This is a genomic window from Bifidobacterium sp. W8112 (assembly GCF_016101425.1).
Taxonomy (GTDB): domain Bacteria; phylum Actinomycetota; class Actinomycetes; order Actinomycetales; family Bifidobacteriaceae; genus Bombiscardovia; species Bombiscardovia apousia.
In genome coordinates this window covers 274,987-288,896 of the sequence record NZ_JACFQN010000002.1, presented here as the reverse complement: position 1 = coordinate 288,896, position 13,910 = coordinate 274,987, and the positions used below count along the sequence as shown (strand labels likewise).

Here is a 13,910-nt window from a genome sequence, read left to right as displayed (position 1 = left end):
ATGGTCGGGAGGGTTCTCTGAGACGGGAACGCGTTCACGAGTTTAGGATGGAGGCATGACGCATGAGGATACTGTCACGGTCTCCGGCTGGGACCTGCACTGCCACACCGTGTTCTCCGACGGCACCGTGACGCCCCGGGGGATGGTCGAGCAGGCGCAGCAACTGGGACTGGAAGGTCTGGCCATCACCGACCATGACACCAATGCGGGCTGGGATGAGGCCCGTCGGGCGGCCCAGTCCCTGGGAATGCCCCTGCTGCCGGGCACCGAAATCACTGCGCAGGACGGCCGCGTCTCGGTTCACATGCTGGCCTACCTCTACGATCCCAAGGATCCAGTCATCGCCGGGCTCTTCGCCAAGACCAGGGAGGCCAGGCTGACCAGAACCAGGACCATGGTCGAGCGGATCTCCCGGGATTATCCGATCACCTGGCAGGATGTGCTGGACCAGGTCAAGGAGGGGTCGAAGACCACGGTGGGCCGCCCGCATATCGCCGATGCCCTGGTCAAGGCCGGTGTCTATGCCGACCGGAGCCAGGCCTTCGCCGGGGTCTGCTCATCCAGGAGCGCCTACTACCTGCCTACTCCCTCGCCGACCACCCACCAGGTGTTGGCGGCCGTCAACCACGCAGGCGGCGTCCTGATCATCGCCCACCCTGGTGCGGTCAACCGTAATCCCGTCCTGCTCTCCGACCAACAGATTGCCACGCTGGCCAGAGAGGGACTGGGCGGACTGGAGGTCTGGCATCGGGACAATCCGCCTGAGCAGCGTCGACGGCTCATGGCCCTGGCCCAACGTTGGGGGCTGCTGGTGACCGGAGGATCGGACTGGCACGGCCAAGGCAAGCCCAATCGCATGGGGGAGAACAGCACCAGTGGCGAGGTGGTGGCCCAAATCGTGGACAAGGCCCGGGGGAGCCGTCCGGTGGCCTGGAAGGGTTAGCGGATACGGATCGGGGGCGGTCGGACCACAAGGATCCAGCCGCCCCCGTCAGGCGATCACAGTCTCAGTCGGCGGAGCCTCCCAGGACACCGAAGCCGACCGGATGGGTGGTGTCTGAACCGACCACTGCGTAGCCCAAGGACTCCTTGGGAACGATGATGTGTCGGCCCTTGTCGTCCACCAGATCGATGGGTCCGCCCTCGTTCAGGGCCTGGGCGATGTGTGCAGCCACCTCATCCGCCTTGGCGTTGGTGCTGAAGTTGACCGTGCGGGCCACGTTCTTGATGCCGAATTCGATATCCATTGCTACCTCCAAGGTTGTTTTCCGTCGCCCAGACCGGCCGGTTCACGGATCTTCCGGTCTCATTATTCGCTGGCCCGGGTGATTACGCTCTAAGCGTCTCCCTGACGCTCCTCTTGCGCAGACCCGGGTTCCGACGGCGATGCCGAGGTCTGTCCGTCTGCAGTGAGCGTCGGGGTCTGCTCGGGCAAGGGCTTTCTGGGAATGACGACGGTCTCAGCCTGATCGCTTGCGAGGGCTTGAGCTGACGAGGCATCATCCTGCTGGGAAGCGGCCTCCCCTGACTGAGCGGGGTTCGAGGACTGGTTGTCTGCGGACGGGTCGCCCATTGCGGCCTTCGGATTCGCCTCGCCATCCGTATCCTCGTCGCTCGTGGCTGGGTTGCCGATGCCGCGGAAGTGATCGCTCAGGCCTGACTGCCCCTCTCGGGGAGTAGGGGTCACAGCTGGTGGCTTGGATTGATCGTCGGTGCCGATGTCTGTGCTCTGGGCCTGTCTGCTGGGCTTATTCCTGGCATCGGAATGGTCCATGGCGGTCTGGGTCTGAGCCAGGTCAGCCATTTCTGCCCTGCTGATGGCGATAGTGGCCGAGCTCTCATCCGAGGGTTCAAAGGAAGGTTCCTTGGACGGGGCAGTTGCATCTGCCGCGGCGGGGCCCTGCGCTGAGGCCGGATTCTCGGCATTGTCGTCGCCCAGCAGGGTGCCCACGGTGATGGTGGAGGGTGCGCCAGCGGGTGACGGACTCGGCGTCTGCTGCTGCCGGCGGGCGCGCTGGCCCTGCTCGTGGTCGCCCAGCTGCTGGGCCAGACGCTCCACCTGGGCCTTGAATTGGATGATCCGTTCGTTGTCCGCATGATCTAGGGCGGTGATGAAGTCGCCCACCTGTTCCATTTGCAGCCAGAGGTTGGCCCTGAGCATGATCAGGTCGTCCAGCCGGGCCCCCATCATCCTGCCGTAGGCCGCGATGACGGCGTTGCGGCGGGACCCGTCCAGCTTGGCGAAGATCCAGGCCAGGTCACGGGCAGGATCGTTGACCTGCATGTCCTGCCAGCCGTAGACCCCGCTGAGTCCGGAGCCCGCGTAGAGCAAATCGCCGTCGGAGAAGCCTCCGTGCACGGTGCAGGTTTCAAAGGACCAGAGCCCGTCGGTTGCCACGATGGAGGCCCAGGAATCAGTGATTTCCTTGGGCACGTGGCCATCCATGCGCAGCCGCTTGATCCATCCCCGCAGCTGGGCCGCTATCTGGGCAGTGGAGAAGGCCGGATAGCCGTGGGTTTTCAGAAAATCAGGGCGCACCCGGTGGATGGCGCCGATGGCGGTGCCCGCGGCGGTGCATTCGTTCAGGGTCAGCAGGTGGAGGGGACGGATTCGGCCTGGGCAGTGGGTCATGACGGCAACAGCGGTGGTGCCGGTCGGACTGTCCGCCTTCTCGCCGGGCTGGTAGGCCAGGATGTGCTCGACCTTAAAGCCCATGGCCGCCATCTCCTTGGCATCGGCCAGAGCCTGAGCCGCTTTGACCCGAGCGGCCAGCCGGCGTTTGCCGGCTTCCGAGCTGGTGGCCCAGACGTCGTAGACGTTGCCGGTCGCGTCCTGGACCACGGCGCAGTCCACGCCCTGCGCACGGTCCAGGACGCTGAGCTGGTCGCAGTCCCGCGCGCCGGTCATGGGCACCTCGGGCATGGCGGCCGACGCCAGGGCGGCCAGGGTCAGCTTCGTTCGTTCACTCACATTCTCAAGGATAATACAAGGACCGTTGTGGATATGGTTGTCCACTTGACCACATGGGCACGCCGCCGCCGGTTCCGGTACCGGCCTTTGACACAATGGGGGTGTGCAAGAGGATGAGGAACGATTGCTGGAGGGTCTGGACCCCGCCCAGCGGCAGGCGGCCACCGTGCTCGACGGGCCTGTGCGAATCGTCGCTGGCGCCGGGGCTGGCAAGACCAGGACCATCACCCGGCGGATGGCCTATGCCTGCGCCAGTGGAAGCTGGGAGCCCTCCAGAACCTTGGCAGTGACCTTTTCGGTCCGTGCCGCAGCCGAGATGCGTGATCGTCTCACCAAGCTTGGCGTGTCGGCCTCTCTGCAGGCGGCGACCTTTCACTCGGCGGCCCTGCACCAGCTCAGGCGGGTCTGGCCCCAGGTCAGCGAGACCTACCCTCCCGACCTGATTGAGGATGTGGGTCCCCTGGTGTCCTCCGCCTACCAGCGGGTCTGCGGGCAGGAGGCCGACCCGGGCCAGGTCAGGGACCTGACTGCGGAGATCAACTGGGCCAAGGTGGGGCTGATCGCCCCCCAGGATTACGTTCGGGTCTGTGCGGCCAGCCACCGTCTGCCGCCGGCCGGTCTGGAGGCTGATCGGATGGCCGACCTGTACACGGTCTTCGAGAGCTCCAAGGCCGCTCACAATCAGATGGACTTCAACGATATTCTTCTGCTGGTCTGCCACATTTTGGAAGAGGGCGGCCAGGCTGCTGCTGACATTAGAGACCGCATCGGCTGGCTGACTGTGGACGAGTACCAGGATGTCTCGCCCCTGCAGCACCGCCTGCTCAAGCTTTGGCTCAACGGCAGGCAGAACCTGTGCGTGGTGGGGGACCCGGCCCAGACCATCTACTCCTTCGCTGGAGCCACCTCCTACTATCTGCTGAACTTCCCCCAGGAATTCCCGGGCATCAAGGCCGATTTGGACCTGTCCACCGACTACCGGTCCACGGGAAGGGTGGTTCACTACGCCAATGGCATTCTGGCTCGCTCGCCGGTGCGTGACGACTATCTGAAGCTGACCTCGGCCCGTCAGGAGGGCAGTAGGGTCGCGATGACCCGTTACGAGGACGATGGTGATGAGGCTGGGGCCGTGGCCTCCCGTATATCCTCCATGATCCGGAGGGGGGCCCGGCCCGGCCAGTTTGCAATCCTGACGCGGATCAACGCCCAGCAGACCCTGATCTGCCGTGCCCTGCACGAGTGCGGAATCGGCTACAGGGTGCGTACAGAGTCGGGCTGGCAGAACCAGTCGGTCGATCTGAGCAGGCAGGAAGTGCTGGAACAGCTGGAGGGCGGCATGGGTCAGGGGAGGGTCACGGTCTCCACCATCCACGCTGCCAAGGGATTGGAGTTCGCCCATGTCTTCATTGTTGGCTGCGCCGAGGGGCTGATCCCCTTTGGCTCACCGCCCGAGGGGGACGCTCTGGAAGAGGAGCGCCGCCTCATGTACGTCGGGGTGACCCGGGCCGAGGACACCCTGCACCTTTCCTATGCGGAGCACAAGGACGGCAGCGCCTTCGTCCGGCGCGCCCCCAGCCGGTTCATCCACCGCTGAGTGCCATTGTCTCGACCCTTGGAAGGCGGGGAAAGCGAGTGCGATTCAGGCCTGGTCGCCGTCCGAATCGCCGCTGTCTGAGTTGTGCTGATCCGGATGACCGTCATCAGTGTCCTTGGAATCGTTGCCGGTGCTCTTCTGGTTGCCCGGAGCTTCCTGGCCCGAATGTTCCTGGTCATTTGAAGTGCTGGAATCAGCAGTGTCGGAGTCTGCAGGGGTGGCCGGATCAGCAGAGGAATCCGTTTCCTCGGCGTTCAGCAGTTTGTCCAGCTCGGCATCCCAGTCCACCGAGGTGGCGGGAGTGTCGGCCTTCTGCTCGGATTGCCCCTCTGCAGTGGTCGATGCCCCACCCTGATCGGCTTCCGCTTTGACGGGCAGGGAGGGCAGCAGGTCAGGATGGGACCAATGGCCGTCACGGCCCTGAACTCCCTCCTCGGCGGTGATGCGCTCCCAAAGGTCGGCGGCCTCGCGCAACCGCTTGGGGTGAAGATGCAGGCCCAGCAGGGACTCGAAGGTCTGTTCGGCCGGCCCTCCCACGGCGCGCTCGCGTCGGGTCATCTCCCTCAGCTGCTCCAGGTGGGGCAGGTGGGCCATGCCGGCGTTCCAGACCACGCAATCCACCCAGCCGTCGACCAGGGCCAGCAGGTCGCCCAGGCTGTGCAGGGCCTCCTTCTGCTCAGGGGTGTCCTCGATGCCGACATTGCTGAGGTTGATGGCGCCGGCGATGGATTCGGGGTTGATTTGTTCGGCTTCGCGCAGCTGATCTTCTACCGCATCCAGGTCGATGGAGACCCCCCGGGCGTACTTGCCGATCAGGGCCTCGAAGCGCGGCATCAGCCAAGGAACGGCGGCGTAGAGCCGGGCGTGGGCGGCCTCCTTGAGGGCCATGTAGCGGGTGACCTCGTCTTGATCCAGTTCTAGGGATTTGGCATAGGCCTTGATGTTCTGGGGTATGAGGGCTCCGGCGGGATTCTTGAGCAGCGGGATGCCCTGATCGAATCCTCCGCGGACCTCCTTGGCCAGCTCTCCAGCGGCTTGCCCCAGCTGCATGGCGAATGAGGTGTTCCCCAGCAGCTTCATCAGCGTGGTCGGATCCTTGAGATTGTCGGGCAGGGGGATGGGCACAGGTCCAGCGAACATTCCCGAAATCTCGCCTTGGTCGAAACCTTGGAAGCGCTGGTTGATGACGGAGGTCAGGGCCTCGCTGACCGCCTGGGCCACCGGCGAGGCGAACTGGACCCAGGCGTCTATGCTGCCCTCGATCCATCCGGCTCGGGTCAAGGCTTCGGTTTGGCCTGGGGCGGGGTCAAAGGCGCAGACGGTGTCCAGCCAGAGGTTGGCTTCGCTCATGACCCGGGCCACCCGCTCGCTGTCCTCGGCTGTGACGGTGGTATCGGACTGGTCGGCCCTGGTGCGTCCCAGGGCGATGTTCTTGGCCAGGGCAACGTTGATGGGCCCCTGGTCGGCCTGGGCCTGCATGTCAGCCGGCGTGTTCAGCCCTCCGGCCGTGAAAGCCTGAATCAGGGCCTGGACCTCGGCGGGTTTGGGCAGCTGATCGGCTCCCTGGGCCGCCATCTGGGAGCGGATGGACTCAGGCAGCTGTGAGAACTGACTCCAGGCCAGCTCGCCCTGCACCGGGCCGAAGCACTCGATGAGCCATTGGTGGATTGCATTCTCGTCCATTGCTTTGATTCCAGTCCTCGCCAAGGCAGGCCGTCCGCCATCGAGGTTGACGTCTGCCGGGATTATCGTCTTCATCAACCATAATATTGGAGCTATGACACTTCCGCACGGGAAATCGGATCACTGCGCCACAGGCGCACCCGAACGGCAAATCGGGACGCTTGGCGGACCCACCCGCAAAATGCTGGTCGGCGGTCTTCTGATCATTCTGGCCCTCCTGGTGCTTCTCCTCCCCTCGCCCTATACCATCGAGACGCCCGGACCCACCCAGGACGTGCTGGGAAGTTCAAAAGGCTCACCGGTCATCAAGGTCAAGGGCGGCCAGATCCACCATGACAAGGGCCGCCTGCTGATGACCACAGTCAATGCCCGCGGAATTCCCGGTTATCCGGCCTCCAACCTGGATGCGCTGGTGGGCTGGGCCGACCCCCACGCCACGGTGCTTCCCCAGGAGGCCGTGGTGCCTCCCGGGCAGAGTGTGGAGGAGTACAAGCGCCAGGAGCAGGGTGATATGCACGGCTCCCAGAAGGCTGCCTCGGCCCAGGCTCTGGCCTTCCTCAAGGCCCGAGGATACGACGTATCGGGCCTGCAGTTCAGCATGAGGGTGGCCGACATCGGCGGTCCCTCGGCCGGGCTCATGTACACCCTGGGAGCCATCGACAAGATCACTCCGGAGCAGGAGACCGGTGGTCTGACCATCGCAGGAACCGGCACTATGGATCAGAAGGGACGGGTCGGGGCCATCGGCGGCATCCAGCTGAAGATGCTGGGCGCCAGGCGGGACGGCGCCACCTGGTTCCTGGCCCCGGCGGCTAATTGCCCACAGGTGGCGGGCCATGTGCCACAGGGACTGCGCGACGTGCGGGTATCCACCTTGGACGAGGCCTACAAGGCCCTGGTGGCCATCGGCCATGGCCAGGGGGAGGGGTTGCCCCGCTGCACAGCCACCAAGGGCAGATAAGACAAGGCCGGTCCAATTGGTGAATTCCGGCAGTCTTGTTATGCTGAAACCGTGGCTGAGACTACAACCTATACAGCGGAAGAGTTCGGTTTTCATCCCGGCGATATCGTTCAGGAATGGATGTGGGACGACGATGTCGACGACGGGATCCGGACCAGGATCGAGGATCTGACCGGCGAAGAGCTGGTGGACGAGGACTATGACGCAGCCGTGGATGGGGTCATCATCTGGTGGCGGGACGGCGATGCCGAGGATGATCTGGCAGATACCATCATGGATGCCTCGGCCATGGTCAACAAGGGTGCGCCCTTCTGGGTGTTGACTCCCAAACCCGGCAGACCGGGGGCATCGGCGCCAGGGGTCGTTTCCAATGCGGCCAAGACCGCGGGCATGAATGCCCTGATGCCCACCACCGTCAGCAAGGATTGGAACGCCACCCAGCTGCGGGCTTTCGGCAAGGGCAAGTAAGACTTCTGGCTGCAGAAGCGCCAATGAACGAGGTGGTGGGCATCAGGATCAACCGTGCCCACCACCTCGCTCTCTTTCATCAGGGATTCCCTGAGGAATCCAATCTGGCCGGCAGCCATTACTGCTCGCCCTTCTCAGCAATGGCCGGAGAAGCCGTCGTGGCCTTGTTCTGATATTCGGCCAGCAGGGTGCGCGAACGGATATCGCAGAGGTTGGCCACCAGGGCCACGATCAGAATGACCAGGCCCACCAGGAAGATCCAATGCAGGCCGTCGAAGACGATGGTGCGGGCCGGGCCCAGCAGACGCGAGGGAATGCTTCCTGCCGTCGCCGGGTTGATCATGCTGTTCATCATGTCCTCGGTCAGTCCCTTATGCTGAGGCACCTCGCGGGCGATGACCGTGTTCATGACGATGCCGAAGATGGAGACCATCAGGGTCTGCCCCAGGGAGCGAGCCAGGGTGTTGAAGCTGGTCGAGGCGCCCACATCGCCTGCTGGCACCACGCTCTGGGCGGTGATGGTCGAGGTGGTGATGGTCAGGCCGAAGCCGAAGCCGACCACGGCGGAGATGACCAGGAAGACCCAGTAGGCGGTGGCTTGGGGGACGGCTATGTAGCAGATGCAGGCCGTCAGGATGAAGGCCAGGCCGATGTTGGTGGCCCGGTGCGGCGGGTGGTGCATGGTCAGCGGTCCGGCCACGTAGGCGCCCAGGAGCCAAAGAATGGAGGAGGGGGTGACCACAAAGCCGCCCAGGGAGGGGTTCATTCCCAAAACAGACTGCATCCAGATGGGCATGTAGGTGTCGAAGCCCATCAGGAATCCGGCCACCAGGAGCATGCAGATGTTTTGGATGACAAAGGTTCTGATGCGGAAGAGCCGCAGAGGCAGGATGGGGTCCTCCTGGCGGCCCTCCACATGAAGCAGCAGGGCAAAGGTGACCACGGTGGCTGCAGCCAGGATCAGGGTAATTCGCGTATCGCCCGCCGATCCCAGGCTCTGCAGGCAGAGCATCAGGCAGATCAGGCAGACGCTGAGCAGCCCGATGCCGATGTAGTCGATGCGGGTTTCACGTGCCTTGATATGCTCGCTCAGGAAAATCTGGATCATGATGATGACCAGCAGGCCGATGGGCACGTTGATGGCGAAGACCCAGTGCCAGCTTATCTGCTGGACGATGAAGCCTCCCAGCAGCGGGGCGATGATGGAGGCGATGCCCCAGGCCGAGCCGTTCAGGCCGATCATGCCTGCCCGCTTGTCCAGGGGATAGATGTCGGCCAGGACCGTGTAGGTCAGCGGCTGGATGGCGCCGGCCCCCAGACCCTGCAGAAAACGGGCGCCGATCAGCTGGGGCATGGACTGGGAGAGGGCGCACAGGGTGGATCCGATCACGAAGACCAGCAGTCCGATGGTCAGCAGCGGCTTGCGGCCGAAGCGGTCCGAAAGCTTGCCGTAGATGGGCGTGGTGACCGCTGTCATGAGCAGATAGATGGAGTAGACCCAGTTCATGATGGACAGCCCATGCAGGTCCCCGATGATGGTGGGCATGGCGGTGGAGACGATGGTCCCCTCGATGGCCGTCATGAAGGTGGCGATGAAGACCGCCACCGTCACCAGGGTGCGGTTGGTCTTCCTGCCGCTGCCTGTATCGACTGTCTGTGACAATCCGAACCCCCTTTTATACGGTGTATATGGTGTGTTTCTCTTCTTTTTGCGGACAAGGCCCGCGAATTCCTAGTGGATTATAGCCGCCCCGTGCGGCCTTGTCACCGTGTATTCTGCTAAGGTAGTGTGCTGGTCCCGTGGCTCAGTTGGTTAGAGCGCCACCTTTACACGGTGGATGTCCCCGGTTCGAGTCCGGGCGGGACCACAGGGGTTTTTGGGGGGCGTGCCCGAAGTCGCGTCTTAGCGCTCACGTAGAATCGATGCACGACGATCGTTGGCAAGAAAGGTCAGGAGGTCGATGCCTGATGTCAGCTAAGCCTGATGCCCGTGGAACCGAGGCGACCATCGCGCGCTCGGGCAAGCGCAAGTGGGGGTATGACACCAAGCAGGTGGACGCCTTCCTGGAGCGGGCGCACTCGCTCTATGAGAGCCAGGATCCTGATCTGACCCAGGAGGAGATAGCCAACGCCTCCTTTGACCTGTGCAAGAACGGCTACATCATCACCCAGGTGGATGCAGCCCTCTCCCGACTGGAGAGGGTGATTTCCGACAGGCAGACCAGCTTGGAGATAGCCCGGGTGGGCGTGGATGGTTGGACGACCAGAATGGTCAGTCTGCAATCGGAGCTGACCACTCATGCCGGCAGGCCCTCAGGCAGCGTCTTCAAGCGCGGGGATCCCGGCATGCCCTCATACGACTGCAAGCAGGTGGAGCGGCTGATCGAGCAGGTCCTCAACAAGACTTCTGACCAGCTCAACCTGCAGGAGGGGCGGAAGACGGACTCGGGCAAGTCGAAGAACACCGACATCACGGCTGACCGCGTCTCCAACGTCATCTTCACCCAGCGGCGGGGGCCCAAGGGTTATGACGAGCGCCAGGTGGACTTCTTCTTGGCCAAGGCCGTCGAGCTTCTGGAGCAGCTGGAGTCCTTCGCCAGGGTCAGCGAGAAGGCCAAGAGAGCAAGCGCGAGTTCAACGGCGCCTGCCGCTGTTCCTGCGCAACCGCAGCTTCCTGTGCAGGACTCTTCAGCCTCGGGCGTTCAGCCGCTGATCGGACAGAGTCAGGAACCCGCTTGGAGCATCCCCAATGCTTCCCCTGTTGCGGAGGACCAAAGCAGTCAGGACGATTTCGCTCAACTGCATCAGGCGGAACGGGCCATCTTCGATGCTCCCGCTGCCAGCACGCAGACGGTGCCGACGGCCCAGCCCAACAGCTCCCTGGGTGCCCTGGCTTCAGCGGTCAACCAGCGACTGGCTCAGGACGGCGCTGGAGCGGCTGTGGATACCGGTGTTGATACACCTTCAACAGCTTCAGCCCGGTCTGCATCCTCAGTCGATGTCGGCGGCGGAGCGGCCGTTGCTCCTGCAAATCCGGCTGTCTCCGGTCGGCAAGAATCGGTTATGCCCACCTCTGCGCCAACCAGCTATACTCCTGCAGTCTCCGCTGCAGGCTCGGCTGCACCCGCGCCGGCTGTACAATCCGTGCCTTTCAACCCGACGGCCTCTCCTTCGCCTTCCCCCGCACCGCAGGCTCCTGAGCCGACGGTATTCCAGCCGACCCCCTCGACGCCTGCCGCATCCGCCCCCGCCACAAGACCGGAATCACCGGTGTCCCCCTCGAACGAGGCTGACGCCGAAGACTCTTCTGTGCCAGGATCCACCTCAGTTATCTCTTCGCCTTTCGTCGACGGACCTCTGGGCGCAGGCGGGCCCTTGGGCAGCTACGAGGAGCCGGCACCAGCAGCACCTGAGACCCAGGAGCGTCCTTGGGCCGAAACAGCCGAAAGCAGCACGGATACGCCCGACTGGGCCAAGCCTCGGTACTCACAAAACACGCAGGGGAACAAGCAGGACCAGGATCCGGATTCCTACCTGAACTCCCTGCTCAACCAGGATCTGCCCAAGATGGATCTGGACATCCCTGATATTTCATTCCCGGCCTTCGGCGACGAGGGGGAGCAGGATAAAGGCGGTCGATGAGTCAGTTGGCAGTGATGAGCGAAGGCGTGCAGGCCGGTTTGCCGGTCGAGCGTGAACGTACCCTGGCGGATTGGTCGCCTAGGGACGATGCCGACCAATCTCGCAGTCTGGTTATCCTGGGATCCACAGGATCCATCGGTACCCAGGCCTTGGATCTGATCAGTCGTCATAGGGATCGGTTCCAGGTGACTGGATTGGCCGCTGGTGGTGCGCATGTTGAGCTCCTGGCCCGTCAAGCCCGTGATTTTGGCGTGACCCGTCTGGCTCTGGCCGACAGGGCCCAGGTTCCGGCCCTGCAGCAGGCGCTCAAGGCCCTGGGGCTGACCGGTATCCAAGTAGAAGCAGGCATGGAGGCGGTCCAGGCTCTGGCCGGCTCCGGCAGTGATCTGGTCCTCAACGGCATCACCGGATCAGTCGGTCTGCGCCCGTCCATTGCGGCCCTGCAGGCCGGATCCCAGCTGGCTCTGGCCAACAAGGAGTCCGTGGTGGCCGGCGGCCATCTGCTCTTTGATGCCGAGATACGGCCGGGTCAGATCAACCCGGTCGACTCCGAGCATTCAGCCATCTGGCAGTCTCTGCGTTCGGGGCAGCATGGAGAGGTGGCCCGTCTGGTGGTCACCGCATCGGGAGGTCCTTTCCGGGGCTGGAGCCGCCAAGCCATGCGCGAGGTCACCCCTGAGCAGGCCCTGAATCATCCGACCTGGTCCATGGGTCCGGTGGTCACCATCAACTCATCCACTATGGTCAACAAGGGTCTGGAGGTCATCGAGGCCAGCCGGCTCTTCCGGATCGAGCCCGAGCGGATCACCGTGGTGGTTCACCCCCAGTCCGTGGTCCACTCCATGGTCCAGTTCCAGGACGGGGCCACCATAAGCCAGGCTTCCCCTCCGGATATGCGTCTGCCCATCGCCCTGGGTCTGTCGGCGCCCGTCCGTCTCGACCATGTGGCTGCGGCCTGCGACTGGTCCAAGCCCAATACCTGGACTTTCGAGCCCCTGGATGATGAGGCCTTCCCGGCGGTCAACCTGGCCAGGCGGGCCCTGGGCAGCTGCGAGCCCATGACCGCGGTCTTCAATGCCGCCAACGAGCAGGCGGTCAGGGCCTTCCTGGATCACCGGCTGCCCTACCTGGGCATCGTCGAAACCATCCGTTCGGTCATGGATGCCATGGAAACGCATCTTCCGGGAACATTCACATCCGTGGAGGTAATGGAGCAAGTCGAGCATGAGGCACGCCAAAGGGCTGATGCTTTGATAGACATGACAGCGTGAGTAGCATTCCCAAGACCGAACAGTCAACATCCTCTCAGGGGTTCCGCAAGACAGGCGAGCAGGCCATCAGCCAGACTCCGCTGCATCCTCGTCGCCGCTCCCGTCGGATCATGGTGGGGCCTGTGCCGGTCGGTGGGGGAGCCCCCATATCGGTGCAGTCCATGACCAACACGGTCACCGCTGACATCAATGCCACCCTGCAGCAGATCGCCGAGCTGGCCGCAGCCGGCTGCGACATCGTACGGGTGGCCGTACCCAGCCAGGACGATGCCGACGCGCTTCCCATCATTGCCAAGAAGTCGCCCATCCCGGTCATCGCCGACATTCACTTCCAGAGCAAGTACGTCTTCCAGGCCATCGATGCGGGCTGCGCAGCCGTCAGGGTCAACCCGGGCAACATCCGCAAGTTCGATCAGGTCGGCCCCGAGATCTGCAAGGCCGCCACCGATGCAGGCATCTCCCTGCGCATCGGGGTCAATGCCGGCAGCCTTGACAAGGACATTTACGCCCGCTACGGCGGACCCACCCCTGAGGCCCTGGTCGCCTCGGCTTTGAAAGAGGCCCACATGTTCGAGGACGTGGGCTTCCATGACTTCAAGATCTCCGTCAAGCACCACGATCCCGTCACCACGGTCCAGACCTATAGGCTTCTGGCCTCCAAGGGCGACTGGCCCCTGCACCTGGGCGTGACCGAGGCCGGGCCCTCCTGGCAGGGGACCATCAAGTCCTGTCTGGCCTTCGGCGCGCTTCTGGCCGAGGGCATCGGCGACACCATTCGTGTTTCCCTGTCCGCACCGCCTGTGGAAGAGGTCAAGGTGGGCTGCAAGATCCTGGAGTACCTGGGGCTGCGCCAGCGCCACTTCGACATCATCTCCTGCCCCTCCTGCGGCAGGGCCCAGGTGGATGTGATCGAGCTGGCCAAGGAGGTCACCGAGGGGCTCAAGGACATCACCGCCCCCATCCGGGTGGCCGTCATGGGCTGCATCGTCAACGGACCTGGCGAGGCCAGGGAGGCCGATCTGGGGGTGGCTTCGGGCAACGGCAAGGGCCAGATCATCATCAAGGGCAAGGTGGTGCAGACCGTGCCCGAGGATCAGATTGTCCCCACGCTGCTGGAACGGGCCAAGGAAATCGCCGCCCAGATGGATGCCAAGGCGGCGGCCCAGGGTGAAACCTTGCCGGAGGCAGGGCCCATGGTGGTTCCGGTCACCGGTCGTGCCAGCTGAGGGCGTAAGAGCCATCCCCGCCACCGGCTACAATGGCCGACGTGTCCCAAGAGGTTGAGCGTTCCCTCCCTGCAAGCGGGTGGAGCAGGGTCAG

11 protein-coding genes and 1 tRNA gene are annotated in these 13,910 nt (G+C 63.8%); 8 read left to right on the top strand and 4 right to left on the bottom strand.

Translation table 11 applies throughout. The features are described 5' to 3' along the window. The first annotated feature begins 55 nt into the window (after positions 1–55). Complete coding sequence (locus tag H3T92_RS05575; RefSeq protein WP_198189545.1) at positions 56–943, top strand: PHP domain-containing protein; 888 nt, start codon at positions 56–58, stop codon at positions 941–943. A 64-nt stretch (positions 944–1,007) separates the two neighbouring features. Here the strand turns inward: H3T92_RS05575 and H3T92_RS05570 are convergent, their stop codons facing one another. Both H3T92_RS05570 and H3T92_RS05565 read right to left on the bottom strand, forming a co-directional pair. Next, on the bottom strand, positions 1,008–1,247 hold the full coding sequence (locus H3T92_RS05570; protein WP_144085453.1) for a DUF3107 domain-containing protein: 240 nt from the start codon (positions 1,245–1,247) through the stop codon (positions 1,008–1,010). Positions 1,248–1,336: 89 nt separating this feature from the next. Further along, the gene (locus tag H3T92_RS05565; protein ID WP_198189544.1) at positions 1,337–2,971 is read right to left on the bottom strand and encodes a phosphotransferase; all 1,635 of its coding nucleotides are present in this window, start codon (positions 2,969–2,971) and stop codon (positions 1,337–1,339) included. A 103-nt stretch (positions 2,972–3,074) separates the two neighbouring features. On the opposite strand from H3T92_RS05565, the gene H3T92_RS05560 reads away from it, so the two are divergent. Then, positions 3,075–4,565, top strand: a complete 1,491-nt coding sequence (locus tag H3T92_RS05560; RefSeq protein WP_198189543.1) for an ATP-dependent helicase — start codon at positions 3,075–3,077, stop codon at positions 4,563–4,565. Positions 4,566–4,610: 45 nt separating this feature from the next. On the opposite strand, the gene H3T92_RS05555 is transcribed toward H3T92_RS05560, so the two are convergent. Further along, complete coding sequence (locus H3T92_RS05555) at positions 4,611–6,248, bottom strand: zinc-dependent metalloprotease (RefSeq protein WP_198189542.1); 1,638 nt, start codon at positions 6,246–6,248, stop codon at positions 4,611–4,613. Positions 6,249–6,342: 94 nt separating this feature from the next. Here H3T92_RS05555 and H3T92_RS05550 point away from each other — a divergent pair, with 94 nt between their 5' ends. Then, a complete protein-coding gene (locus H3T92_RS05550; RefSeq protein WP_198189541.1) occupies positions 6,343–7,209 on the top strand; it encodes a S16 family serine protease in 867 nt (288 codons plus the stop codon). 51 nt (positions 7,210–7,260) lie between these two features. Next, positions 7,261–7,677: a DUF3052 domain-containing protein gene (locus H3T92_RS05545; protein ID WP_024627263.1), complete on the top strand. Its 417-nt coding sequence runs from the start codon at positions 7,261–7,263 to the stop codon at positions 7,675–7,677. A 118-nt stretch (positions 7,678–7,795) separates the two neighbouring features. Here H3T92_RS05545 and H3T92_RS05540 read toward each other — a convergent pair whose 3' ends face one another. Continuing rightward, on the bottom strand, positions 7,796–9,340 hold the full coding sequence (locus H3T92_RS05540) for an MDR family MFS transporter (protein WP_198189540.1): 1,545 nt from the start codon (positions 9,338–9,340) through the stop codon (positions 7,796–7,798). A 131-nt stretch (positions 9,341–9,471) separates the two neighbouring features. Between H3T92_RS05540 and H3T92_RS05535 the strand changes: the two genes are divergently transcribed. The 4 genes from H3T92_RS05535 to ispG all read left to right on the top strand — a co-directional run bounded on the left by H3T92_RS05535 (position 9,472) and on the right by ispG (position 13,816). Beyond that, a tRNA-Val gene (locus H3T92_RS05535) sits at positions 9,472–9,545 on the top strand. A 100-nt stretch (positions 9,546–9,645) separates the two neighbouring features. Beyond that, entirely contained in the window at positions 9,646–11,319 is a 1,674-nt protein-coding gene (locus H3T92_RS05530; RefSeq protein WP_198189539.1) for a DivIVA domain-containing protein, read from the top strand. Next, positions 11,316–12,590, top strand: a complete 1,275-nt coding sequence (gene dxr, locus H3T92_RS05525) for a 1-deoxy-D-xylulose-5-phosphate reductoisomerase (protein ID WP_232341930.1) — start codon at positions 11,316–11,318, stop codon at positions 12,588–12,590. The genes H3T92_RS05530 and dxr overlap by 4 nt, the downstream gene beginning before the upstream one ends. After that, the gene (gene ispG, locus H3T92_RS05520) at positions 12,587–13,816 is read left to right on the top strand and encodes a flavodoxin-dependent (E)-4-hydroxy-3-methylbut-2-enyl-diphosphate synthase (protein ID WP_180335377.1); all 1,230 of its coding nucleotides are present in this window, start codon (positions 12,587–12,589) and stop codon (positions 13,814–13,816) included. Before dxr ends, ispG begins: the two co-directional genes overlap by 4 nt. Positions 13,817–13,910 lie beyond the last annotated feature (94 nt).